Source organism: Microtetraspora malaysiensis, from assembly GCF_001528665.1.
Classification (GTDB): Bacteria; Actinomycetota; Actinomycetes; order Streptosporangiales; family Streptosporangiaceae; genus Microtetraspora_A; species Microtetraspora_A malaysiensis.
Genome location: NZ_BBYJ01000039.1, coordinates 40,106 through 61,364, shown reverse-complemented (window position 1 = coordinate 61,364; position 21,259 = coordinate 40,106). Strand labels below are relative to the sequence as shown.

At 70.5% G+C, this 21,259-nt stretch carries 27 protein-coding genes; 12 read left to right on the top strand and 15 right to left on the bottom strand.

The annotated features are described in order from the left end of the window. Nucleotides 1-119 precede the first annotated feature (119 nt). The 4 genes from AWQ71_RS37000 to AWQ71_RS36985 all read right to left on the bottom strand — a co-directional run bounded on the left by AWQ71_RS37000 (nucleotide 120) and on the right by AWQ71_RS36985 (nucleotide 1,933). The gene (locus tag AWQ71_RS37000; RefSeq protein WP_067143152.1) at nucleotides 120-389 is read right to left on the bottom strand and encodes a GlsB/YeaQ/YmgE family stress response membrane protein; all 270 of its coding nucleotides are present in this window, start codon (nucleotides 387-389) and stop codon (nucleotides 120-122) included. 81 nt (nucleotides 390-470) lie between these two features. Beyond that, nucleotides 471-734 (bottom strand): GlsB/YeaQ/YmgE family stress response membrane protein, encoded by a 264-nt coding sequence (locus AWQ71_RS36995; RefSeq protein WP_067143149.1) that lies wholly within the window; start codon nucleotides 732-734, stop codon nucleotides 471-473. A 243-nt stretch (nucleotides 735-977) separates the two neighbouring features. Continuing rightward, complete coding sequence (gene ispF / locus AWQ71_RS36990) at nucleotides 978-1,433, bottom strand: 2-C-methyl-D-erythritol 2,4-cyclodiphosphate synthase (RefSeq protein ID WP_067143146.1); 456 nt, start codon at nucleotides 1,431-1,433, stop codon at nucleotides 978-980. A 17-nt stretch (nucleotides 1,434-1,450) separates the two neighbouring features. Beyond that, nucleotides 1,451-1,933 (bottom strand): CarD family transcriptional regulator, encoded by a 483-nt coding sequence (locus tag AWQ71_RS36985; RefSeq protein WP_030510364.1) that lies wholly within the window; start codon nucleotides 1,931-1,933, stop codon nucleotides 1,451-1,453. Between the two features lie 256 nt (nucleotides 1,934-2,189). Here AWQ71_RS36985 and AWQ71_RS36980 point away from each other — a divergent pair, with 256 nt between their 5' ends. After that, nucleotides 2,190-2,849 carry a copper chaperone PCu(A)C domain-containing protein gene (locus AWQ71_RS36980; protein WP_067143143.1) on the top strand — a complete coding sequence of 220 codons (660 nt, stop codon included), beginning with the start codon at nucleotides 2,190-2,192 and terminating at the stop codon, nucleotides 2,847-2,849. 117 nt (nucleotides 2,850-2,966) lie between these two features. On the opposite strand, the gene AWQ71_RS36975 is transcribed toward AWQ71_RS36980, so the two are convergent. Beyond that, entirely contained in the window at nucleotides 2,967-3,656 is a 690-nt protein-coding gene (locus AWQ71_RS36975) for a response regulator (RefSeq protein WP_067143140.1), read from the bottom strand. Continuing rightward, complete coding sequence (locus tag AWQ71_RS36970) at nucleotides 3,653-4,792, bottom strand: sensor histidine kinase (protein ID WP_067143183.1); 1,140 nt, start codon at nucleotides 4,790-4,792, stop codon at nucleotides 3,653-3,655. Before AWQ71_RS36970 ends, AWQ71_RS36975 begins: the two co-directional genes overlap by 4 nt. 155 nt (nucleotides 4,793-4,947) lie before the next feature. On the opposite strand from AWQ71_RS36970, the gene phoU reads away from it, so the two are divergent. Further along, nucleotides 4,948-5,601, top strand: coding sequence for a phosphate signaling complex protein PhoU (gene phoU, locus AWQ71_RS36965; RefSeq protein ID WP_067143179.1), 654 nt, complete (start codon nucleotides 4,948-4,950; stop codon nucleotides 5,599-5,601). Between the two features lie 73 nt (nucleotides 5,602-5,674). Here phoU and AWQ71_RS36960 read toward each other — a convergent pair whose 3' ends face one another. From AWQ71_RS36960 to mshA, 3 genes are all read right to left on the bottom strand, one after another. Then, on the bottom strand, nucleotides 5,675-6,418 hold the full coding sequence (locus AWQ71_RS36960; protein ID WP_067143137.1) for a phosphoglyceromutase: 744 nt from the start codon (nucleotides 6,416-6,418) through the stop codon (nucleotides 5,675-5,677). A gap of 25 nt (nucleotides 6,419-6,443) precedes the next feature. After that, entirely contained in the window at nucleotides 6,444-6,941 is a 498-nt protein-coding gene (locus AWQ71_RS36955; RefSeq protein ID WP_067143134.1) for a type III secretion system chaperone family protein, read from the bottom strand. Nucleotides 6,942-7,044: 103 nt separating this feature from the next. Then, nucleotides 7,045-8,328 (bottom strand): D-inositol-3-phosphate glycosyltransferase, encoded by a 1,284-nt coding sequence (gene mshA, locus AWQ71_RS36950; protein ID WP_084259713.1) that lies wholly within the window; start codon nucleotides 8,326-8,328, stop codon nucleotides 7,045-7,047. 162 nt (nucleotides 8,329-8,490) lie between these two features. Here mshA and AWQ71_RS36945 point away from each other — a divergent pair, with 162 nt between their 5' ends. Both AWQ71_RS36945 and AWQ71_RS36940 read left to right on the top strand, forming a co-directional pair. Further along, nucleotides 8,491-9,228: an SDR family NAD(P)-dependent oxidoreductase gene (locus AWQ71_RS36945; RefSeq protein ID WP_067143131.1), complete on the top strand. Its 738-nt coding sequence runs from the start codon at nucleotides 8,491-8,493 to the stop codon at nucleotides 9,226-9,228. A gap of 71 nt (nucleotides 9,229-9,299) precedes the next feature. Next, nucleotides 9,300-10,088: a class I SAM-dependent methyltransferase gene (locus tag AWQ71_RS36940; RefSeq protein ID WP_218002123.1), complete on the top strand. Its 789-nt coding sequence runs from the start codon at nucleotides 9,300-9,302 to the stop codon at nucleotides 10,086-10,088. Nucleotides 10,089-10,148: 60 nt separating this feature from the next. On the opposite strand, the gene AWQ71_RS36935 is transcribed toward AWQ71_RS36940, so the two are convergent. Further along, complete coding sequence (locus tag AWQ71_RS36935; protein WP_067143125.1) at nucleotides 10,149-10,664, bottom strand: O-acetyl-ADP-ribose deacetylase; 516 nt, start codon at nucleotides 10,662-10,664, stop codon at nucleotides 10,149-10,151. A gap of 51 nt (nucleotides 10,665-10,715) precedes the next feature. Between AWQ71_RS36935 and AWQ71_RS36930 the strand changes: the two genes are divergently transcribed. From AWQ71_RS36930 to AWQ71_RS36910, 5 genes are all read left to right on the top strand, one after another. Next, nucleotides 10,716-11,069, top strand: a complete 354-nt coding sequence (locus tag AWQ71_RS36930) for a BlaI/MecI/CopY family transcriptional regulator (protein WP_281196510.1) — start codon at nucleotides 10,716-10,718, stop codon at nucleotides 11,067-11,069. Continuing rightward, nucleotides 11,069-11,983 (top strand): M56 family metallopeptidase, encoded by a 915-nt coding sequence (locus AWQ71_RS36925; RefSeq protein WP_067143119.1) that lies wholly within the window; start codon nucleotides 11,069-11,071, stop codon nucleotides 11,981-11,983. Before AWQ71_RS36930 ends, AWQ71_RS36925 begins: the two co-directional genes overlap by 1 nt. Nucleotides 11,984-12,053: 70 nt before the next feature. Further along, nucleotides 12,054-12,494 carry a helix-turn-helix domain-containing protein gene (locus tag AWQ71_RS36920; protein WP_067143116.1) on the top strand — a complete coding sequence of 147 codons (441 nt, stop codon included), beginning with the start codon at nucleotides 12,054-12,056 and terminating at the stop codon, nucleotides 12,492-12,494. A gap of 3 nt (nucleotides 12,495-12,497) precedes the next feature. Then, the gene (locus AWQ71_RS36915) at nucleotides 12,498-12,923 is read left to right on the top strand and encodes a hypothetical protein (protein ID WP_067143113.1); all 426 of its coding nucleotides are present in this window, start codon (nucleotides 12,498-12,500) and stop codon (nucleotides 12,921-12,923) included. A gap of 142 nt (nucleotides 12,924-13,065) precedes the next feature. Next, nucleotides 13,066-13,407 carry a DUF2516 family protein gene (locus tag AWQ71_RS36910; RefSeq protein WP_067143108.1) on the top strand — a complete coding sequence of 114 codons (342 nt, stop codon included), beginning with the start codon at nucleotides 13,066-13,068 and terminating at the stop codon, nucleotides 13,405-13,407. 23 nt (nucleotides 13,408-13,430) lie between these two features. On the opposite strand, the gene AWQ71_RS36905 is transcribed toward AWQ71_RS36910, so the two are convergent. Both AWQ71_RS36905 and AWQ71_RS36900 read right to left on the bottom strand, forming a co-directional pair. Next, the gene (locus tag AWQ71_RS36905) at nucleotides 13,431-14,165 is read right to left on the bottom strand and encodes an SGNH/GDSL hydrolase family protein (RefSeq protein WP_067143105.1); all 735 of its coding nucleotides are present in this window, start codon (nucleotides 14,163-14,165) and stop codon (nucleotides 13,431-13,433) included. Between the two features lie 265 nt (nucleotides 14,166-14,430). After that, complete coding sequence (locus tag AWQ71_RS36900; RefSeq protein WP_174550786.1) at nucleotides 14,431-15,402, bottom strand: magnesium transporter CorA family protein; 972 nt, start codon at nucleotides 15,400-15,402, stop codon at nucleotides 14,431-14,433. A gap of 60 nt (nucleotides 15,403-15,462) precedes the next feature. Between AWQ71_RS36900 and AWQ71_RS36895 the strand changes: the two genes are divergently transcribed. After that, nucleotides 15,463-17,085 carry a DUF2207 domain-containing protein gene (locus AWQ71_RS36895; RefSeq protein ID WP_067143100.1) on the top strand — a complete coding sequence of 541 codons (1,623 nt, stop codon included), beginning with the start codon at nucleotides 15,463-15,465 and terminating at the stop codon, nucleotides 17,083-17,085. Between the two features lie 28 nt (nucleotides 17,086-17,113). Here the strand turns inward: AWQ71_RS36895 and AWQ71_RS36890 are convergent, their stop codons facing one another. Then, nucleotides 17,114-18,055 carry an asparaginase gene (locus AWQ71_RS36890; protein ID WP_067143097.1) on the bottom strand — a complete coding sequence of 314 codons (942 nt, stop codon included), beginning with the start codon at nucleotides 18,053-18,055 and terminating at the stop codon, nucleotides 17,114-17,116. A 108-nt stretch (nucleotides 18,056-18,163) separates the two neighbouring features. On the opposite strand from AWQ71_RS36890, the gene dtd reads away from it, so the two are divergent. Together dtd and AWQ71_RS36880 are read left to right on the top strand one after the other, a co-directional pair. After that, complete coding sequence (gene dtd / locus AWQ71_RS36885) at nucleotides 18,164-18,589, top strand: D-aminoacyl-tRNA deacylase (RefSeq protein ID WP_067143093.1); 426 nt, start codon at nucleotides 18,164-18,166, stop codon at nucleotides 18,587-18,589. A 70-nt stretch (nucleotides 18,590-18,659) separates the two neighbouring features. Then, nucleotides 18,660-19,472, top strand: a complete 813-nt coding sequence (locus tag AWQ71_RS36880; RefSeq protein WP_067143090.1) for a hypothetical protein — start codon at nucleotides 18,660-18,662, stop codon at nucleotides 19,470-19,472. A 221-nt stretch (nucleotides 19,473-19,693) separates the two neighbouring features. Here AWQ71_RS36880 and ygfZ read toward each other — a convergent pair whose 3' ends face one another. Continuing rightward, on the bottom strand, nucleotides 19,694-20,734 hold the full coding sequence (gene ygfZ, locus AWQ71_RS36875; RefSeq protein ID WP_067143088.1) for a CAF17-like 4Fe-4S cluster assembly/insertion protein YgfZ: 1,041 nt from the start codon (nucleotides 20,732-20,734) through the stop codon (nucleotides 19,694-19,696). A gap of 54 nt (nucleotides 20,735-20,788) precedes the next feature. Further along, nucleotides 20,789-21,199, bottom strand: a complete 411-nt coding sequence (locus AWQ71_RS36870; protein WP_066933898.1) for a Fur family transcriptional regulator — start codon at nucleotides 21,197-21,199, stop codon at nucleotides 20,789-20,791. Between the last annotated feature and the right edge of the window lie 60 nt (nucleotides 21,200-21,259).

Here is a 21,259-nt window from a genome sequence, read left to right as displayed (position 1 = left end):
TGGCCGGGCATGGCAAGGCGCCTCCCCCGGGTCGGCTCAGACACAAAGACGTCTCAGACGCGGACAAAACTCAGACGCCGACGGCTCAGGCACGGAGGCGGCTCAGGCACAGAGGCGACTCAGCCGCCGCTTCGACCGCGGATGCCGGCGACGACGCCCACACCGATGACCGCGAGCACGACCTGCATGATCAGTTCGATCCAGTCGATGCCCGGTGTGGTCGCGACGCCGAGGACCTGGGCGATGGCGGTGCCGACGAGGGCCGCGACGATGCCGACGACGATGGTGAGGATCCAGCCGATCGGCTGCCTGCCGGGGAGGAGCAGGCGCCCCAGGGCGCCGATCACCGCTCCGATCACGATCGCCCCGAGAATGGATTCGATGGTCATGATCGACCTCCCTTGAGGGTGAACACCGTCAAGGGAGATCACTACCCATCGTCTCCGAGATATTCCTTTACCTTGGCGCCATTACTCGCTACGCCCCCTAAGCCGGGTGACCGCGTACACGCCGACGATGGCGAGGAGCAACTGGATGAGGTGCTCCACCCAGTCGATGCCCCGGGTGTCCGCCACGCCGAGGACGCTCGCGATCAGCGAGCCGATCAGCGCGGCCACGACGCCGACGATGATCGTGAGTCCGATGCTGATGTTCTGGCGGCCCGGAAGTATCAGCCGTGCGAGTGCCCCGATGATGATGCCGATGATGATGGCACCGAGAATCGCTCCGATCATTGTCGGCCCCCCGTCGAAGTGACGTTTTTCACGTTCGACGGGGTTTTACCCGGCTAGCCGACAAATCATCAAAAATGGGGCGGCGACCCATTCCGCGCCTGGATTCCGGGTCACCGCCCTCGCGCTGAATAGGACGCTCTCGCCCCCGTATAGGTTTGCATGTCCCCTTGGATCGGGGTTGCCCCTTCTGTCGGGACAAGGCCGACACAGGGCCGGGCCGGCAGCAGGGCCGGCCGGTGCGTCTCAGCCGAAGACGATCGCGGTCGCGATGGCCGCGACGCCCTCACCGCGCCCGGTGAGCCCCAGCCCGTCCGTCGTGGTGGCGCTCACACTCACCGGAGCCCCCAGAGCGGCCCCCAGGGCCTTCTCCGCCTCCGTACGGCGCGGCGCGAGCTTGGGCCGGTTGCCGATGACCTGGACCGCCACGTTGCCGATCTGGAAGCCGGCGGCCCTCACCTGGCGGGCCGCCTCCTCCAGCAGGACGGCGCCGGAGGCTCCGGCCCAACGGGGGTCGGCGGTGCCGAAGAGGCCGCCGAGATCGCCGAGGCCGGCGGCCGAGAGGAGGGCGTCACAGCACGCGTGCGCCGCGGCGTCCCCGTCGGAGTGCCCGGCGAGGCCGGTCTCACCCGGCCAGTGCAGCCCGGCGAGGTGGAGGGAACGACCGGATGCGAAAGGGTGGACATCGACACCGATGCCCACCCTTGGAGATATCGCGTTCAGGAGTTCAGCACCTCGTCCAGCAGTGCCTCGGCCTTGTCCTCGTTGGTCTTCTCCGCCAGCGCCAGCTCGCTGACCAGGATCTGCCGAGCCTTCGCGAGCATCCGCTTCTCTCCAGCGGAGAGCCCGCGCTCCTTGTCGCGTCGCCACAGGTCGCGAACGACCTCGGCCACCTTGTTGACGTCACCGGACGCCAGCTTCTCCAGGTTGGCCTTGTAGCGGCGGGACCAGTTCGTGGGCTCCTCCGTGTGCGGCATGCGCAGCACGTCGAAGACGCGCTCAAGGCCTTCCTGGCCGACGACATCACGCACACCGACAAGCTCGGCGTTTTCGGCTGGCACCTGGACGGTGAGGTCGCCTTTGTCGACCTTCAGCACCAGGTAGGTCTTTTCCTCACCCTTGATGGTTCGGGTCGTGATGGCCTCGATCCGAGCAGCCCCATGGTGGGGGTAGACGACAGTGTCGCCGACCTGGAAAGTCATGTGACAAGTACCCCTTCCGCTGTACTCCAGAGTACCACGCGCCGCCATGCTCCCGGAACAGTGAAATCAACATAACTGCAGGTCAAGCCCTCATTTTAGGACTTGACAAGCAGTCGACTCTGTGAATGGCAAAGCCGGACATACCGGATGACCTGCAAAACCGGGCCCGCTGCCAGGAGGCCGCGTCCGCGACCACGGCGGGACGCGGATATGGTGTTTCCTGCTCAAATACGTGCATATCAAGGAGATTCGAACCGTGAGCAGCACCAGCCGCCGCAGGGCGATCGCCGTTGCCGCGCTTCTCGCCGTCGCTCCTGCGTTGGCCGCGTGCGGCGCCGGGTTCGACGCCAACGTCAACGTTCCGTACGCACCGACCGAGGCGGGCGTCCACATCAGCGGCACCGGCGTGGACAGTGAGTACGGCCACAACGGCGTCAAGATCAGCCAGGCGTTCATCCTGGGCCCCGAGTCCGGCGCTCAGATCGCGGCGGGCGGCTCCGCGCCGCTGTACCTCACCATGGTGAACACCAACCCCGCCGCCGACGCCCTCACCGCGATCGTCCCCGACGACGGGCAGGCGACGTCCGTGCGGATCCCCAACGCGTTCCAGCTCTCGCCCGACACGCTGGCGAAGTCCTCGAACACCACCGTCGAGGGGCTCAAGCAGAAGCTGCTCGGCGGCGAGACCGTGAAGCTGACGCTCAAGTTCAAGAACGCGGGCGACGTCACGATGAACGTCCCGGTCATCCCGCGCAGCCGTGAGTTCGCCACGCTGCCGCCGGCCTCGGACAACTCGCAGCCGCCGGCGACGGACACCACCGCGGGCGGCACCACCGACACCACGACCGGCGCGGACACCGGGACCACGGGCACCGACACCGGCGCCACCGACACCGAGACGACCACCACGGGCTGATCCCACGCCCCTGTCCCGGCGCGCACAGCGCTCACGGACAGACCGGACAGACGGAAAACCCCTTGTCCCCGCACGGCCGTGCGGGGACAAGGGGTTTTCCGGCCTTTCGGCCGCGGGTCAGGCTTCCGCCGGGTCGAACTTGTAGCCCAGGCCGCGCACGGTGAGGATGCAGCGCGGGTTGGAGGGGTCGGACTCGACCTTGGCCCGCAGCCGCTTGACGTGGACGTCCAGCGTCTTGGTGTCGCCCACGTAGTCCGCGCCCCAGACCCGGTCGATGAGCTGGCCCCGGGTGAGGACCCGCCCGGCGTTGCGCAGCAGCACCTCGAGCAGCTCGAACTCCTTGAGCGGGAGCTGCACGTGCTCCCCGCGCACGGCGACGACGTGCCGGTCGACGTCCATCCGGACCGGGCCGACCGCGAGCACGGCGGACTCCAGCTCCTCCACGTCGCCCTGCCGGCGGAGCACGGCGCGGATGCGGGCCACCAGCTCCCGCGAGGAGAACGGCTTGGTGACGTAGTCGTCCGCGCCCAGTTCGAGGCCCACCACCTTGTCGATCTCGCTGTCCTTGGCGGTCAGCATGATGACGGGGACCTTGGAGCGCTGCCGGAGCGTACGGCACACTTCCGTGCCCGGCAGGCCGGGAAGCATCAGGTCGAGCAGGACGAGGTCGGCGCCGTTGCGGTCGAAGGCGTCCAGCGCCTCGGGCCCGGTGGCCGCCACGGCCACCTCGAAGCCTTCCTTGCGGAGCATGTAGGAGAGGGCGTCCGAGAACGACTCCTCGTCCTCCACGACGAGTACTCGGGTCACTTCGCGGCCTCCATGGGGGTCGTTGTGCTTGCTGGCACCCCCGCCGTGCCGCCGAACGCGGGAAGGCGGAGGGTGAAGGTGGATCCGGAGCCTTCCTTGCTCCAGACCGTGACCTCGCCGCTGTGGGCGGCGGCGACGTGCTTGACGATGGCGAGCCCGAGGCCGGTGCCCCCCGTCGCCCGCGACCGGGCGGTGTCCACGCGGAAGAAGCGCTCGAAGATGCGCTCCTGGGCGAACTCGGGGATGCCGATGCCCTGGTCGCTGACGCTCACCTCGACCGAGTCGCCCACGGGCCGGACGCTGACCACGACCCGGGTGTGCTCGGGGCTGTAGGCCACGGCGTTGTCGATGAGGTTGTGCAGGGCGGTGACCAGCAGGTCCTCGTCACCCCAGGTGCGCAGGCCCTCGCGGCCGCCCGCGACGAGCGTGATGTTCTTGGCCGACGCCTTGGTGTTGCAGCGGTCGATCGCCTCGTGGACGACGTCGTCGACGGCCACCGCGTCCGGCGTCGGGATGGGGTCGGCGCCCTGGATCCGGGAGAGGGTGATCAGGTCCTGCACCAGGTAGGTCAGCCGCGCCGCCTCGTGCTGCATGCGGCCCGCGAAGCGGGTCACCGCCTCGGGGTCGTCGGCCGCGTCCTGGATGGTCTCGGCGAGCAGGCTCAGCGCGCCGACCGGCGTCTTGAGCTCGTGGCTGACGTTGGCCACGAAGTCGCGCCTGACCGCCTCGACCCGGCGGCTCTCGGTCTGGTCCTCGGCCAGGACGAGCACCTGCCCGTGCGAGCCGAGCGGGGCCACCCGTACCGCGAAGGTGGTCGACTCCTGGCCGAATCTGCGCCCCGCGGTCTCGATCTCGCTCTCGCGGATCTCGCCGTCCCTGCGGACCTTCCGCGCCAGGGCGAGCAGTTCGGCGGCCATGAGGGATTCACCGCGCACCAGGCCGAAGGCGCGCGCCGCGGAGCTCGCGCGCAGCACCCTGTCGTCCCGGTCCAGTACGACCGCCGACGAAGGGAGCACCGCGAGGACCGAGGCCACGCCGGACGACAACATGTCGTCGGGGACGTCGGCGCGCTGCTCGTGCTCGGACTGGCGGCTGATCGCCAGCATGACGACGGCACCCAGGATGAACCCCGCCATCGCCGCCAGGCTGGCCAGCAACTCGTTCACGGTTCCCAATGTAGGTGGCGGTTCCAAGGGGATATCCTCCCTCTTGGGCCGTGACCATGGCTTTTCCGGAAAAGTTCACCTGACGGTCGAAGTTCGTTCACGAAACGCCGCGTAGCGTGATCGGCATGCGCGACGCCTACCACGATGAGCTGGAAGCCCTTACCGACCGCTTGGTGGAGATGACCCGGCTCGTCCGCTCCGCCGTTTCGCGGAGCACCACCGCACTGCTGGACGCCGATCTCCAGCTCGCGGAGAGCGTGATCTCCCGGGACGAAGAGGTCAACCGCCTCTACGCCGAGATCGAGACCTCCATCTACGAGGTGATGGCCACCCAGCAGCCGGTGGCCGTCGACCTGCGCACCGTGATCACCGCGCTGCGCATGGCCTCCAACCTGGAACGCATGGGCGACCACGCCGAGCACATCGCGAAGGTGGCCCGGATGCGTCACCCCGAGTCGGCGATCCCGGCCGAGCTGCGCGACACCTTCGTGGAGATGGGCGCGATCGCCGAACGACTGATCGTCAAGACCGGCAGCTGCATCGTCTCGCGTGACGTCGAGATGGCCAAGGAGCTGGAGAGCGACGACGACGCCATGGACCGGCTGCACCGCCGGCTCTTCCGCGTGCTGCTGAACAAGGGATGGTCGCACGGCATCGAGTCGGCGATCGACATCACCCTCGTCGGCCGCTACTACGAGCGGTACGCCGACCACGCCGTCAGCGTGGCGCGGGACGTCGTCTACCTCGTCACCGGCTCGCGGTACCCCGACGCCGAGTGACCCGTGGAAATGCCGACGGCGCGGCGGGAGCCTCCCCTGCCGCGCCGTCTCGCGTCCGTCCCTCGTAGGGGTGTCAGCGGCCCTGGTTGGCCACGGCCTCGATGGCGGCCGCGGCGGCGTTCGGGTCGAGGTAGTCGCCGCCCGGGTTCAGCGGGCGGAAGTTCTCGTCCAGCTCGTAGCGCAGCGGGATGCCGGTCGGGATGTTGAGCTTGGCGATCGACGCGTCGTCGATGCCGTCGAGGTGCTTGACCAGGGCGCGCAGCGAGTTGCCGTGCGCGACGACCAGGACGGTCCGGTCCGCGGCGAGGTCGGGCACGATGTGGTCGTACCAGTACGGCAGCATCCGGTCGACGACGTCCTTGAGGCACTCGGTCTTCGGCATGAGCTCCGGCGGGAGCAGGGCGTACCGCGGGTCTCCGGCCTGCGAGTACTCGTCGCCGTCGGCGATCGGCGGCGGCGGGGTGTCGTAGGAGCGGCGCCACAGCATGAACTGCTCGTCGCCGAACTCCGCGCGGGTCTGGGCCTTGTCCTTGCCCTGGAGCGCGCCGTAGTGACGCTCGTTCAGCCGCCAGGAGCGGTGAACGGGCAGCCACAGCAGGTCGGCCACCTCCTGCGCCAGGTTGGCCGTCCTGATCGCCCGGGTCAGGAGCGAAGTGTGGACCACGTCGGGGCGGACGCCGGCGTCGAGCAGGAGCTGCCCGCCGCGCCGCGCCTCCTCCTCGCCCGCCGGGGAGAGCGTGACATCCACCCACCCGGTGAACAGGCCCTTGACGTTCCACTCACTCTCGCCATGCCGAAGCAGCACCAAAGTCGCCATAGGCAGAAAGCTTAGTCCGTACGGCTTATGCGGGGTTCCTCGCCGGATCGGCGAACCGGGCGAAGGCCTGCAGGTTGGCGAGGGATTCGCCCCTCTTGACCCGCCACTCCCACTCCCTGCGGATGGAGGAGGCGAACCCGAGTTCGAGCGCCCGGTCGAAGGACTCGTCGGAGTAGGTGAGCACGCAGCCGAGCACCCGGTCGATCTCGGCCTCGGTCACCGCGTCGAAGGGCACCCGGCCGACGAGGTAGACGTCGCCCTCGGCGTCGAGCGCGAAGTGGACGCCGTACATGGAGCCGTTCTTGGTCAGCAGCCACCGGTAGAACTCAGCGTGGTTCTCGTCCGGCTGCCGGCAGAAGAACGCCTCCACGTTGAGCGCCTGGTCGCCGAGGGCGAGCCAGGTCATGGTGGCGAGCTTGTGCTGTCCGGGCAGCCTGACCAGGAACGCCCCGGGGCGCGGCCGCTCGTAGGCGAGGTCGGCGGCCTTCAGCGCGTCCTCGATCACGCCTTCCAGATCACTCATGTCTCCTCCTCGCCGGGCGGGGCCGTGCTCCCCTGCCCCGCCGTCCGGGGCGCGAACCCCGGCGCCGCCGGTTTTTCCCAGATTAGGCCGAGCCCGCCGGGGCTCAGGAGTTGACGGCGACCGGGACGCCGGGCAGCCGGGCCATCGCTCCCGTGTACACGTCCACGAGCCGGGCGGCCGTGGCCGACCAGCCGAAGGCCGCCGCGTGCCGTACGGCGTTGCCGGAGAGGTAGTCGAGCCAGTCGGGCCGGCCGAGGAGGCCGCGCAGCGCCACCTCCCACTCGCGGGGGTCGTGCCCGTCCACGAGGACGCCGGAGACGCCGTCCCTGACGGCGGTGCGCAGGCCGCCGACGGAGGCGGCGACGACGGGGGTGCCGCACGCCTGGGACTCCAGCGCGACCAGCCCGAAGGACTCGTTGTGGGAGGGGACGACGGTCACGTCCGCCGCCCGGTACCAGTCGGCCAGCTCGTGCTGCGGCGCGGGCGGCGCAAGCCGTACGACGTCGGTGATGCCGAGCTCCGCGGACAGCTCCGTGAGCAGGGACGGGCGGGCCAGGCCGTTGCCGCTGGGGCCGCCCACGAAGGCCACGACGAGCCGGGAGCGCAGGGACGGATCCCGCTCCAGCATCCGGGCGACCGCCTTCATGAGGACGTCGGGCCCCTTCAGCGGCTGGATCCGGCCCACGAAGAGCAGCATGTGGGCGTCCTGCGGGAGGCCGAGGCGCCGCCGGGCCGCCCCCTTGGACGCGGGCTGGAAGACGGTCAGGTTCACGCCGGGGTTGACGACGGCCACCCGCTCCTCGGGCGCGTCGTAGAGCTCGATCAGCTCGCGCGCCTCGTCGGCGGTGTTGGCGACCAGGCTGTCGGCCACGTCGACGACCTGCTCCTCCCCGAGCACGCGCACGGTGGGCTCGGGCCGGTCGCCCTCGGCGAGCAGCAGGTTCTTCACCTTGGCCATGGTGTGCATGGTGTGGACGAGCGGGATGCCCCAGCGCTCCTTGGCGAGCCAGCCCACCTGACCGGAAAGCCAGTAATGCGAATGGATGACGTCATAGCGGCCGGGCTCGTACATCGCCTCGGTGCGCAGGACGCCGGACAGGAAGCCACAGAGCTGGGCGGGCAGGTCGCCCCGGTCCAGCTCCTCGTACGGCCCGGCGGTGACGTGCCGTACGGAGACGCCGGGGGCGATCTCGGCGGTCGGCGGCAGATCCCGGGCCGTCTGCCGGGTGAAGATCTCGACCTCGACGCCGAGGGCGGCCAGCCGTTTGGCCGCCTCGACGACATACACGTTCATGCCGCCGGCGTCGCCCGTGCCGGGCTGGTCCAGCGGCGACGTGTGCATGCTGATGGTCGCCACCCGGTTGACCCGACGCCGACTCAGCGCCACCCGAACCACCTCCAGAAGGCTAGTAACCGCAAGAAACCCGGCAAGATTCCCGAATCATGCGGTTCCGCAGCCTTGCAGAGCTCCTGGAAAGATATGAACCCGGCCCGTGGTCCAGAGACCGGGGCGAGCAGCCGAGGTTGGAAACCTGTTGGGAGCGAAGTAATGGCGAAGACGGCGGTGGTGACCGGGGCCAGCAGCGGCATCGGGGCGGCGACGGCCCGGCGGCTCGCGGCGGAGGGCTTCGACGTCGTGGCCGCGGCCCGGCGGCGCGAGCGGCTCGACGCACTGGCCGCCGAGGTTCCCGGCATCCGACCGGCGATGCTCGACGTAACCTCGCAGGAATCCGTCGACGCGTTCGCCGCCGAGCTGGAGCGGTGCGACGTCCTGGTCAACAACGCGGGCGGCGCGCTCGGCCTCGAACCGGTGGCCTCGTCCCGGGTGGACGACTGGCAGCGCATGTACGACGTCAACGTGCTCGGCTCGCTGCGCATGACGCGCGCCCTGCTGCCCAAGCTGATCGCGTCCGGGGACGGCGTGCTGGTCATGCTCACGTCGGTCGCCGGCCTGGTCTCGTACGAGGGCGGCGGTGGATACTGCGCGGCCAAGCACGCCCAGACGTCGATGACCGAGACGCTGCGGCTGGAGCTGTGCGGCGAGCCGGTCCGCGTCGTCGAGATCGCGCCCGGCATGGTGCAGACCGAGGAGTTCTCGCTCACGCGGTTCCGCGGCGACGCGGAGAAGGCCGCCAAGGTCTACGAGGGCGTGCCCGGCCCGCTCACCGCCGACGACGTGGCCGACGTGATCTCCTTCGCGGTCACCCGCCCCGCGCACGTGAACATCGACCGCCTGGTGATCCGGCCGCGCGCCCAGGCCGCCCAGCACAAGGTCCACCGGGTCTGACGCGCGGTCCGGAGAGCGCCCGCATGGCGGCTGAGACGCGGACGGGTGCGCGGCCCGATGTACGGTCTGGTGTGCGCAAACCCGTCGGCGAGATCACCCGTGGCACAACCGGGCACAACCGGTTGCGCCGGTCCGACCGGTGGATCGCCGCCGTCCACGCTCCGCTGCTGCGCGGGGCCGCCGGGGCGCCGCTCGCCGTCGACCTCGGCTACGGCGCCTCGCACGTCACCACCCTGGAGCTGTTCCTGCGGCTGCGCGCGGTGTCCCCGCGGGTCGAGGTCGTGGGCGTCGAGATCGATCCGGCGCGGGTGGCGGCAGCCCTGCCGTACGAGCGGGAGGGGCTCGCCTTCGTCAGGGGCGGCTTCGAGCTGCCGGTGCCGCGTCCCCCGCTGCTCGTGCGGGCCTTCAACGTGCTCAGGCAGTACGGCGAGGCCGACGCCTGGGCGTACTGGGACCTGCTGCGCTCGCGGATCGCCCCGGACGGCGTGATCGTCGAGGGCACCTGCTCGGAGGTCGGCCACCGCGCGGTGTGGGCGGCGCTCGGGGCCGAGGGGCCGCGCACGCTGACGTTCGCCGCGCGGTTCGCCGGGTTCGAGCGCCCTTCGGATCTGGCCGAGCGGCTGCCCAAGACGCTGATCCACCGGAACGTCCCCGGCGAGCCGGTCCACGACTTCCTGCGCGACTGGGACCGCGCGTGGGCGAGCTGCGCGCCCTTCGCGCCGTACGGCGCCCGCCAGCGCTGGATCAGGACGGCGGAGCTGCTGGCGCGGGACTGGCCGGTGACTGTCGCGCCTCCGCTCGGCGGGCCGTCCCGCTGGCGTCTCGGTGAGCTGACGATGTCCTGGTCCGCCGTCGCCTGAGCGGCTCGACGCCAAGCTTTCCGCATGGCACGGCAAACAGGTCGGCAGGATGCCGTCGAATCACCCGAATTCTCGCAGCACCCGGTCGAAGATCTCGTATGCTGCGGAGTCAAACAGCACAAATCGCGCCTCGCGGACGTTCGACTCAGATCGCAGCACGGTGGTGACGGAGATCCGGGCGGCGTCGTCCATCGGCCAGCGGTAGACACCGGTCGAGACGGCGGGGAACGCGACCGTCGCCGCGCCGAGCGCGTCGGCGACCTTGAGCGACTCGCGGTAGCAGGAGGCCAGCAGATGAGACCGGTCCTCGCTTCGCGAGAACACGGGGCCCACAGTGTGGATCACCCATCGGGCGGGCAGCAGTCCCGCCGTGGTCGCGACGGCCTCGCCCACCGGGAGGCCGCCGCCGTACCGCGAGGCGCGCAGCGCCCGGCACTCCGCCAGGATCTCGGGGCCGCCCTTCCGGTGGATCGCGCCGTCCACCCCGCCGCCGCCCAGCAGCGAGGAGTTGGCCGCGTTCACGATGGCGTCCACCGGCTGCTCGGTGATGTCGCCCTGCACCAGCGTGAGCTTCATGACATGCGCCCCTCTACGACACGTAGTACTACCCCGGGTAGGCTTGTTGGCGTGAAAGGACTTGGCGATCTTGAACGTAGCATCATGGACATCCTCTGGGCGCAGAGCGCTCCCCTGACAGCACGCGAGGTCGGCCGCCTGATCCAGGACCGCGATCTCGCGCCCACAACCGTGATGACCGTACTGGACCGTCTTTCCCGCAAGGGGTTCCTCAACCGCACCCGGGACGGGCGCGCCTGGCGCTACGAGCCCGCCGAGAGCCGCGACGCCTACGTCACCGAGCTCATGCTCGAAGCCCTGGACCTGACGGGAGACCGCAGCGCGGCGCTGACGCGCTTCGCCCAGGCCGTCTCCGGGTCCGAGGCCGAGATCCTGCGAAGAGCCCTCCTGGAGCTGGAGGAGTAGTGATCGCGGCGGCTGTCCTGGCGGTCCTCGCCCTGGCATGCGCGGTCGGCGCCTGGCGTCTGACCTCCGCGCGCTGGCCCTGGCGTGCCCCTCGCACGGCCATCCTTCTGTGGCAGTCCCTCGGCGTCACGTGGGGGCTCGCCACCACCGGGGCCCTCTTCGCGTACGCGCTGGCCCCTTACGGCGCCGGGGTCGTGCACGGGCTCTCCATTCTGCTGACCAGCGCCGAGTTCGACGTGCGCGAGCCGCACGACGTGATCAGGCTGTGCGCGCTGCTCAGCGGCTTCACCCTCCTCACGGTGCTCGTGGTCGTGCTCTTCGCGGCCGGCGCCCAGACGCTGCGTGCCCGGCGCCGCCACCGCATGCTGCTCAAGCTGATCGCACGGGACGAGCCCGCCGTCCCCGGCGTCCGCGTAGTCGACCACCCGGGCGCGGCGGCGTACTGCCTGCCGGGGCTGAAGTCCGAGGTCGTGATCAGCGCGGGCACGCTCGACCTGCTCTCGCAGGACGAGCTGGACGCGATGCTCGCGCACGAGATCGCGCACGCGCGCGAGCGGCACGATCTGGTGCTGCTGCCGTTCGGCGCGCTGCTCCGGGCGCTGCCCTGGTCGGCCGTGGTGCGGGACGCGCAGGCGGCCGTAGCGCTGTTGATCGAGATGGCCGCGGACGACCGCGCCCGCCGCTTCTGCTCGCCGAAGCGGCTCGCCACCGCCCTGCTGCGGTTCGGCGCCGCCACCGCCGTCCCAACGCCGCACGGCGCGCTGGGCGCCACGTCGGGCCAGAACGTGATGGCCCGCGTCAACCGGCTCATCAAGCCCGACATCGACCTTCCGGCGCACGTCAGGTACGGCATCCTGGCCGCGTCCGCGGCCCTGGCCGTCTCGGCTCCGCTGCTCTGGCTGCTCCCCGCCTGAACCCCTGGCGCTTGCTGGTGTTTGCCGCCGAGTTTGCAATTGCAAGCACTTTGAGGGCAGACTTGGGGGTATGGAACTACCCAAGGTCGGCTCGATCGGCGAGTACATCCGCCAGCAGCGGCAGCAGGCGAAGATCTCTTTGCGCCAGCTCGCCGCGCAGGCGGGGGTCTCGAATCCCTATCTGAGCCAGGTCGAGCGCGGGCTGCGCAAGCCGAGCGCGGAGATCCTCAACCAGATCGCCAAGGGTCTGCATATCTCCGCGAAGGTGCTGTACGTGCAGGCCGGCCTGATCGAGGACCGCGAGCCGGACAGCGACGTGCTGGCCGCGATCCGGGCCGATGTCACCGTCACCGAGCGGCAGCGCCAGGTGTTGATCGACATTTACGAGTCGTTCCGCAAGGAGAACCGCGCCGGAAATCCGGAGGCCCAGCCGTCGCGACCGGCTGAGCCCCCGACTGGTGACGCGGTTCTAACGGAGAACACCGCCACACCGGATTCCAAGGAAGGTTAACCGATGACCCTTACCGCCGAGGTCAAGAAGATCACCGAGTCCAAGCCGTTCTACGCGGTCGCGGGCGCCGGCGACTACGCCGTCGAGAAGCTGCGTGAGCTGCCCGAGCAGATCCAGAAGCTGCAGGCCCGCCGGGGCGAGCTGCGCGAGACCGCGAAGGACATCCCGGTCCGCGCCCGCGAGTACGCCACGACCGTCCAGGGCAAGGCCGAGGCCGTCGCCAAGGACTTCCCGAACAAGGCCCGCGAGTACGCCGACACCGCCACCACCCGGTTCAACGAGCTGTACAACGAGCTGGCCGGGCGCGGCCGCCGGATCATCAGCAAGGTGAGCGGCGAGGCCGCGCTGGAGCTGGAGGAAGTCTCCAAGACGGCGGACCAGACGGCCGGGCGCAAGCCGAGCCGTGCGCGCACCACGTCCAAGGCCTGACACGCCGCCATGCGGGCCCGCACCGGTTCGTCCGGTGCGGGCCCGCGCCGTGTGCGGCATCCGCACCGGGACGGCGAGACCGGGTGGCCCCGCGCCGCACTAGTCTGGAGGCGACAGAGACCGTGACCGCTTGGGAGAGTCCATGTTCGGCCCCGTCAACAACTTCCTCACCCTCATCTTCTGGCTGCTCTCCGTCGGGGCCTTCATCCTGTCGCTCTGGGCGCTGGTCCACGCGGTCCGGATGCCGGCGCGCGCGTTCGCCGCGGCGGGCAAGCTGACCAAGCAGCTGTGGCTGGTCATCCTGGGGCTGGCGACGCTGTTCACCTTCGCGCCCGCGGTCAACTACATGGGCATGGGGATGGGGATGCCGGGTCTGCTCACCATCCTCGCCGTCATCGCGTCCGGCGTCTATCTGGCCGATGTGAAGCCCGCGGTCAGCCAGTACCGCGGCGGCGGCAACCAGGGCCCGTACGGCCCCTGGTGATCTGACCGCGCCGATCCGTCCGCTCAGCCGGGGAGGGCCGCGGGAGCCGCCTCGTCACCGGCGAGGCCGCGCGCCCGCAGGGTCTCCGCCAGCCAGCGCGCCAGCCTCAGATGGCCGTACAGGGTGGGGTGGACGCCGTCGGGCAGCAGCACCCTGGCCCGGTCATCCGCGATCCACCGCTGAGTGAGCGGGTCGAGGAAGGGCACCCCGGCCAGCCAGGCCGCGCTCGCGACGGCGTCCCTGGTCGGGTACGCCGACTGGGGCGCGGTGTCGATCCAGATGGGCCCGACCAGCACGATCCTCGTCACCGGCCACCGCTCCCTGACCCGCGCCACCAGGCGGAGCACCGCCGCGCGGACCGTCGAGGGCCGTACCCGCCGGTCGTTGTGCCCTCCGGAGACCACGACCAGATCCGGCGCCGGCCGCCAGGAGAGCTGCCGGTCGAAGGACCGCTCGAATGTGCGGCCCACCCGTCCCGTCGCGACGTAGCCGGTGCCCGAGCCGCCGGCCGTGACGAGCTGCCAGCCCAGGGTCTTCGCCGTGTCGGCCGCGTAGGTATCCCACTCGGCGACCGGTCCCGAGCCGACCGTGAAGCTGTCGCCGAGGAACATCACCACCGGCGGCCTTCCCTCCGGCACGGAAGTACTCTGCGCGGCCTGGCTCACCGCTTCGGCGCATCCCGTGAGCAGGGGGCCGGCGGCCAGCAGGGCGGCGGCGCAGACCGTCAGGGAACGCCGGGCTTTCCTGTGCTCGCGCATGGCACCTCGGGTGGGTCTCGTGACGTCCTGCCGCGGCTGGAACCCCCGGTCCCGCGAGTACGGCACATGCCCGTGCCGGGGCGGCGGCCGGGCCCGCAGTTTATCCAGCGAGGTGGGGCCGACTCCGGGGATCGAGGGACTCCGTCGCAGCCCCCGCGCGCGCGACGTAGTGAATCGGGAGGGTTCCTCCGGTAATGCGGTGAAAGCGCATGGGCGTTTCGGTCGAGACGTACCGGGTGTTTCGGCTGCCCCTTTTCGGGGCGCGTCAGATCCAGTCGCGCCGGCGGAACGCCCGGTACAGCAGCGCCGACACCAGCACGATGAGGAACGTGGACACCCAGAACCCCCACGGCCGCTCGAACCCGGGGAACGGAAGGTTCTGACCGTAGAAGCCGGTGATCATGGTGGGGACCGCGATGATGGCGGCCCAGCCGGTCACCCGCTTCATGATCAGGTTGAGCCGGTTGCCCTGCATGGTCAGATGCGCCTCGCGGATGTTCGCGATGAGGTCGCGCAGCGAGTCCACCCACTCGGTGACCCGCAGCACGTGGTCGTACACGTCCTGGTAGTAGGGCGTGATCGCCCCGTCGACGAAGTCGCCGTCGCGCCGCAGCAGCGTGTTCACGACTTCGCGCATCGGCATGGCGATCCGGCGCAGCACCGCGAGGCCCTTGCGCATCTCGAAGGTGCGGCGCTGCTCGGCCGGGCCGATCGGGCGCTCGTCGAACAGCGTCTCCTCCAGCGCCTCGACCTGCTCGTCCATGGCCTCGACCGCCTCGAAGTGGCTGTCCACCACGTAGTCGAGCAGCCCGTGGAGCAGGAAGGCCACGCCGTACCGGGCCAGGCGGGCCGAGGAGTCCCAGCGCCGGACCACCTCGTCGATCGCGAAGTCCTCCGACTTGCGCACGGTGACGAGGACGTTCCCGGTGACGAAGGCCGCCGCCTCGGCCACGTCGAGGCGTCCCGTCTCCTGGTCGAAGGCCCCGGCGTAGACGGTGAGGAACATGTGGCTGTCGTAGACGTCGAGCTTGGGCCGCTGCCGATGCCCGAGCGCGCCCTCGACGGCCAGCTCGTGCAGGCCCAGTTCGAGGCTGATCTCGGCCAGGTCCTCCTCGGACGGCGCGCACATGTCGAGCCAGATGACCGCCGAGGGGTCGCGCAGGTGGTCGGAGACCTCCGCGACCGGGAAGCCCTCAGCCGCCAGCACCCCATCCCGATACACGCGCGTACGAGCCATGACGTCACAGACTAGCGACAGCTACAACGGGACAAACATGGACCGATAGGGTGCTGGCTCATGGCAAATCTCGCTCGCCGGCTCGGCCTGTCCATCCTGCTGACAGCGCTCACGCTCCTCACCGCCGGCGCCGTCGGCGGCCCGGCACACGCGGACCGGGTGACGGCGACGCAGGACGACGTGACCATGGAGCTGCGCAAGGACGGCGCACTCCATGTCGTGGAGAAGATCAAACTGTCCGGCGGCCCGCTGCGCCGCACGCTGCTCACCCGGACGCGTTACGACAACGGCAACGACCGCGTCTACCGCGTAGAGAACGTCCGCGGGGCCACCTTCGACGGCACGACCATGACCATCAGCGGCAGCGGCACCGTCGAGTACGACGTGCGGGGCGCGGTCACACCCCTCAGCGGCGGCGAGGAACTGCGCTGGTACGCGGTGGCGGGGCCGGCCGAGCACGTGACCGTGACGGTGAGCGGCCCCGGGCGGGCCGAGAACATCTCCTGCTTCGCCGGGGAGCCCGCCTCCGCGATCGGCTGCACCGGCGCCTCGATCGACGAGACCGGGGCGACCTCCATGTTCGAGCAGCAGGGGCTCCGGGACGGCGAGATGCTGACGATCGTCGTCGGCTACCCCAAGGGGGCGACCGGCGCCGCGCCGATCCTGGAGCGCCGCTTCGAGCTCGCCAACGCGTTCACGCTGAACATGGTGACCGGGGGCGCGCTGGCGCTGCTGCTGCTCGTGCTCTGCGGCGGCGTCGGACTGCTCTACTGGACCCGCGGCCGGGACGCCCGGGTGGTCGGCGCCCGGTCCGGCGTGGTCGTCGGCCACCAGAACGGCCAGTTCACGCCCCCGAACGACGTGCGGCCCGGGCAGATCGGCACGCTGATCGACGAGCAGGCCGACGTGATCGACGTGACCGCGACCGTCGTCGACCTCGCCGTACGCGGCTACCTCCGGATCGACGAGCAGCCCCGGCAGGCGTACGACGCGCCGGACTGGCTCCTGGTCAGGATGCCGTCCGCGCCGATCGCCTCCCTGCTCCCGTACGAGCGCGCGCTCTACGACGCCCTCTTCGAGGGGCGGGACGCCGTACTGCTGTCGCAGCTGCGCGGGTCGTTCACCGCCGGGCTCAGCAAGGTCCGCGACGAGCTCTATCGGGACATGGTGACCCAGGGCTGGTTCGCCCGGCGCCCCGACTCGGTCCGTACTCACTGGACGACCATCGGCGTGATCGCGGCCGTCCTGGGTGTCGTGACGACCGTGGCGCTCGCCTGGTTCACCACGTACGCGCTGCTCGGCCTGGCACTGATCATCGCGGGCGCCGCACTCGCGGTGGGCGGCCACTACATGCCCGCGAAGACCTCCAAGGGTGCGGCGGTGCTCGCCCAGACGCTCGGCTTCCGAGAGCACCTCATGGCCGGGGAGATCGGCGACATCCCCACGGCACAGCGGATCGAGCTGTTCTCCCGCTATCTGCCGTACGCGGTGGTCTTCGACAGCGTGGACCGCTGGGCCCGCGTGGTGGCCTCCATCCACGGCGACGGCAGACCGGCGGACAACCTTTACTGGTACCAGGGGCCGGCGGAGTGGGACCTGTCGAAGTTCGCCGACTCGATGCGGACCTTCACCATGACGACGTCGGGCGCGATCTCGGCTGCGCGCCTGTTCCGCTCCTTCTAGGCGTGCTTTAAGCCGGTCCGGCGAGCGATCAGGGTCGGCGGACCCGGATCTCGCCGACCCGCCCGCCGCCGCCCAGCAGGGGCGGGGTGGCCAGCTCGTCGAGTTCCGGGGCGTCCAGCCCGAGCGCGCGCAGCGCGGCCACGGTCACCGGCACCCGCGCCCGGTCGCCGCCGTCCTCGATCTTGACGGCGGCGGCCCGCCCGTCGGTGAACGCGAACGCGTCGAACGCCTCGGCGCCCGCCTTGACCATGAGGCCGGGCAGCGCCCGCATCAGCGCCGCCTCGGCCCGTGCCGTACCGCTGGTCCATTCGGGGTGGGCGCGCATGGCGTCGGCGATCCGGCGCTCGGGGGTCCCCTCGTCGGCGAGCGTGAAGCTCCGGAAGGCCCGCACCACGCCGGCCATGGAGACGAAGAACAGCGGGGCGCCGCACCCGTCCACACCGGTGGCGGCGACCCGTTCCCCGGTGAGCTCCTCGACGGTGGCCCGGATCGCCTTCTGCAGCGGATGGGCCGGGTCGAGGTACGTCTCGACCGGCCAGCCGTTCACCGCACAGGTCGCCAGCATGGCCGAATGCTTGCCCGAGCAGTTCATGAAGATCCGGGCGGGCTCGGCGTGCGCCTGGATCGCCCGGTTCCGCGCCTCCGCGTCCTGGGGCAGGGCCTCGGGGCAGCCGAGGGCGCTCTCGTCCAGCCCGGCCTCGGCCAGGATCTTGCGCGCCCCATCGACGTGGAAGTCCTCGCCCGCGTGGCTGGCGCAGGCGAGCGCGAGCAGCTCGTGCTCAAGCGGGAGCCCCGAACGCACCATGCCGAGCGCCTGCAGCGGCTTCATCGAGGATCGCGGCGACACCAGGGTGGCCGTCTCCCCGTGGCGCATGACCGGAGCCCCGGACGCGTCCACGGCGAGCACCCGCGCCCTGTGAACGGACTCCACGAACCCGGAGCGGACCACCTCGACGATCAGTTCGGACATACGGCGAGTGTACGCATGAACAGGGACACACCCGACCCGCCGCGGGCCGCCCGGTTTTCTTCCGCCCGATCCGGTCGCTTCCGTCCGGACGTGGCAGAATTCGGGGCCATGCGTGCGGTCGTGCAGCGGGTCAGCTCCGCGTCAGTAGTGGTGGACGGCGAAGTCGTGGGAGCGATCGACGAGCCCGGCCTGCTCGTCCTGGTCGGGGCCACCCACACCGACGGCCCGGCCGAGGCGGCCCGGCTGGCCGGCAAGCTCTGGGGGCTGCGCGTCCTGCACGGCGAGAAGTCCTGCTCCGACGTCGACGCCCCGCTGCTCGTGGTGAGCCAGTTCACACTGTACGGCGACGCCCGCAAGGGGCGGCGGCCCACGTGGCAGGCGGCCGCGCCCGGCCCGGTGGCCGAGCCGCTGGTCGAGGCGGTCGTGTCCGAACTCAGGTCGCTGGGCGCACGGGTGGAGACCGGAGTCTTCGGCGCCGACATGAAGGTGTCACTGACAAATGACGGGCCGATCACTTTACTGATCGAGGTTTGAAGCGGATCTTCCTCTGTTAGGGTCGTTCCCCGCCCAAGATCATGAACGCCCATAACCCCCGGGGAGGGTCATGCGTACCATCCGAACGCTCGCCGTCGCAGCCGTCACGCTCGCCGTGGCGGCGACGCCGGCCGCGGCGCACGCCCAGGCGCCCACCGCGCCCGTCGCCTACCACGGCCTCACCTCCGCACAGCAGACGCAGAAGTTCCAGGAGCTGAGCGGCAAGGGCTACACCCCCGTCAGCCTGAGCATCTCCTCCGGCCCCAGCTACGCCGGCGTGTGGGTCAAGTCGTCCGGCCCCGCCTGGGCCATGTTCCAGGACATGTCCGCCCAGGGCTACCAGCAGCGGTTCAACGAGTACTCCGCGAAGGGCTACCAGCCCACGGTCGTCACGGCCACCGGCAGCGGCGACGCCGCCCGCTTCGCGGCCGTCTTCGTGAAGAAGTCCAGCGACTTCCTCGCCCGGCACAACATGACCATGGACCAGCTCACCTCGGCGAACCTCGAGGCCAAGGCCAAGGGGCTCATGCTGACGTCGATCGACGTGTACGGCACCGCCGCCGCCCCGACGTACGCGGCGATCTGGACGCCTAACCGCTCCGGCGTCAAGTGGCACGTCAACTACAGCCTGTCGACCGCGGATGACAGCGAGGCGTTCAAACTACGCGTCGCCAACGGCTACCGCCCCGCGTACGTCGCGGTGGCCCCCGGCGGCACCTTCACGACCGTCTGGCGCCAGGACAAGGCCGGCAGCTGGTTCGAGTACACCGGGATGTCGAGCTCCGGCTACCAGAGCCGGTTCAACGAGCTCATGGCCAAGGGCTACTACCCCGCCCAGGTGAACAGCGAGGACGGCAAGTACGCCGCCATCTGGACGAATTGATTGCGCTCGCCCGCTCGCGCGGGCTCGGGGCGCCCTCAGTCGATGTCTTCCCTCGTCACTCGGAGTCGCTCCTCACTCGTTCCTCAGTCCAGACACCGCCGCGCCCCTCGCGTGATGGTTCCGCGCCGTAATGATTGACGGTGCTCGCACGGGTAGTTGAGGAAAGTCGAGAGGCAAGAAAAGGGCGTGATCATTCCTGATCACGCCCTTCACGCCACCCCTTACCGGATGCGGCGGCGTAGGCCGGGATCGATCTGCACGTTGCGCCCCGCGTCCGGCGGGACGACGACCTCCTGCGACGCCGCCACGCCGCCCGCGAGCAGGACGGCGTCCACCGGGACGGTCCGCTTCACCACGGCCAGCGCGACAGGCCCGAGCTCGTGGTGGCGGGCGGACGAGCCGACGAAGCCGATCTGCGGCGCCTCGCCGTCCTCCCGGGCCTCCGCTCCCTGCCCCTGGAGCGTCACCGGGGCGCCGTGCGGGGGCAGCGTGTCCACGCTGCCGTCCAGGTGCAGGAAGACCAGCCGGCGCGGCGGATGGCCGAGGTTGTGGACCCGGGCGACCGTCTCCTGCCCGCGGTAGCAGCCCTTGGTCAGGTGCACCGCCGCGCCGATCCAGCCGACCTCGTGCGGGATCGTCTTGTGGTCGGTGTCGAACCCGAGACGCGGCTCGTGCGCCTCGATGCGCAGCGCCTCGTAGGCCCACAGCCCGGCCGGGCGCAGCCCGAGGTCCTCCGCCGCGGTCGCCAGCCGGGCGCGGGGGATCAGCAGGTCTCCGCCGATCACAACGCTCCCCTCGGGCAGGCCGTCCGGCACGCGTACGGCACCGCCGGGGGCGGCGACGGAGACGACGGCGTACTCGGCGGTGACGTCGGCGACCTCCACCTGGAGCATGAAGCGCATCTTCTCCAGGAAGGCGACCAGACCGGCGGCAGTGCCGGGCTCGACGTGCGCCCAGACGGCCGCTCCGTCGTCCACCAGGACGAGGTGGTGCTCGACCCGCCCCTGCGGATCGAGGAACAGCGTCTGGGTGGGCGTGCCGGACGCGAGATCGTCGAGCTTCTGGGAGCTCAGGCTGTTGAGCCAGCTGAGCCGGTCCGGGCCGGAGACACGGATGACCTCGCGGTGGCTCCGGTCCACGAGGGCCTCGCCGTTCGCGAGGGCCCGCTGCTCGGCGAAGGGCTCTCCGTAGTGAGCGGCGACTGTCGCGTCAGGGCCTTCGGCGGCGACGGCTCCGGGTGTGTCCAGCAAAGGGCTGCGCATGGCTCAAGGCTATTGCCGCCCGCAGCGACGCGGCGCAGCGGGAGCGCCCCGAGATCAGCGGCAGTCGCGGCAACGGCCGAAGACGGTCAGGTGGCGGACGTCCGTCGCGAACCCCAGCTCGTCCTCCAGGGTGCCGACGAGCCCCTGGACCATCTCGGGCCGGACCTCGGTCACCTCGCCGCAGCCCCGGCACACGAGGTGCACGTGGTCGGCCTCGGACGCCAGATGGTAGGTCGGCGCGCCGTGCCCGAGATGGGTGTGGGTGACCATGCCGAGCTCTTCGAGGAGCTCCAGCGTGCGGTAGACGGTCGAGATGTTGACGCCGCGCGCCGTCTCCTGCACCCGCGAGCAGATGTCCTCCGGCGTCGCGTGACCGAGCGAGGAGACCGCCTCCAGCACCAGTTGACGCTGAGGTGTGACCCGGTAGCCGCGTGCCCGCAACTCCTCGTGCCAAGTGTCGGTCATGCACAGAGTGTACGAGTCTCCGCGCCACCGATTTGTACAAATCCGTCGCCGATTACCTCC

Excerpts from the sequence above, each read along its gene's own strand:
- AWQ71_RS37000 (WP_067143152.1), bottom strand. The coding sequence starts at position 389 with ATGACCATCGAATCCATTCTCGGGGCGATCGTGATCGGAGCGGTGATC.
- AWQ71_RS36995 (WP_067143149.1), bottom strand. The coding sequence starts at position 734 with ATGATCGGAGCGATTCTCGGTGCCATCATCATCGGCATCATCATCGGG.
- AWQ71_RS36985 (WP_030510364.1), bottom strand. The coding sequence starts at position 1,933 with ATGACTTTCCAGGTCGGCGACACTGTCGTCTACCCCCACCATGGGGCT.
- AWQ71_RS36970 (WP_067143183.1), bottom strand. The coding sequence starts at position 4,792 with ATGGCGGGGTTCATCCTGGGTGCCGTCGTCATGCTGGCGATCAGCCGC.
- phoU (WP_067143179.1), top strand. The coding sequence starts at position 4,948 with ATGCGCGACGCCTACCACGATGAGCTGGAAGCCCTTACCGACCGCTTG.
- AWQ71_RS36960 (WP_067143137.1), bottom strand. The coding sequence starts at position 6,418 with ATGGCGACTTTGGTGCTGCTTCGGCATGGCGAGAGTGAGTGGAACGTC.
- AWQ71_RS36955 (WP_067143134.1), bottom strand. The coding sequence starts at position 6,941 with ATGAGTGATCTGGAAGGCGTGATCGAGGACGCGCTGAAGGCCGCCGAC.
- AWQ71_RS36945 (WP_067143131.1), top strand. The coding sequence starts at position 8,491 with ATGGCGAAGACGGCGGTGGTGACCGGGGCCAGCAGCGGCATCGGGGCG.
- AWQ71_RS36935 (WP_067143125.1), bottom strand. The coding sequence starts at position 10,664 with ATGAAGCTCACGCTGGTGCAGGGCGACATCACCGAGCAGCCGGTGGAC.
- AWQ71_RS36920 (WP_067143116.1), top strand. The coding sequence starts at position 12,054 with ATGGAACTACCCAAGGTCGGCTCGATCGGCGAGTACATCCGCCAGCAG.
- AWQ71_RS36915 (WP_067143113.1), top strand. The coding sequence starts at position 12,498 with ATGACCCTTACCGCCGAGGTCAAGAAGATCACCGAGTCCAAGCCGTTC.
- AWQ71_RS36910 (WP_067143108.1), top strand. The coding sequence starts at position 13,066 with ATGTTCGGCCCCGTCAACAACTTCCTCACCCTCATCTTCTGGCTGCTC.
- AWQ71_RS36905 (WP_067143105.1), bottom strand. The coding sequence starts at position 14,165 with ATGCGCGAGCACAGGAAAGCCCGGCGTTCCCTGACGGTCTGCGCCGCC.
- AWQ71_RS36900 (WP_174550786.1), bottom strand. The coding sequence starts at position 15,402 with ATGGCTCGTACGCGCGTGTATCGGGATGGGGTGCTGGCGGCTGAGGGC.
- AWQ71_RS36895 (WP_067143100.1), top strand. The coding sequence starts at position 15,463 with ATGGCAAATCTCGCTCGCCGGCTCGGCCTGTCCATCCTGCTGACAGCG.
- AWQ71_RS36890 (WP_067143097.1), bottom strand. The coding sequence starts at position 18,055 with ATGTCCGAACTGATCGTCGAGGTGGTCCGCTCCGGGTTCGTGGAGTCC.
- dtd (WP_067143093.1), top strand. The coding sequence starts at position 18,164 with ATGCGTGCGGTCGTGCAGCGGGTCAGCTCCGCGTCAGTAGTGGTGGAC.
- AWQ71_RS36880 (WP_067143090.1), top strand. The coding sequence starts at position 18,660 with ATGCGTACCATCCGAACGCTCGCCGTCGCAGCCGTCACGCTCGCCGTG.
- ygfZ (WP_067143088.1), bottom strand. The coding sequence starts at position 20,734 with ATGCGCAGCCCTTTGCTGGACACACCCGGAGCCGTCGCCGCCGAAGGC.
- AWQ71_RS36870 (WP_066933898.1), bottom strand. The coding sequence starts at position 21,199 with ATGACCGACACTTGGCACGAGGAGTTGCGGGCACGCGGCTACCGGGTC.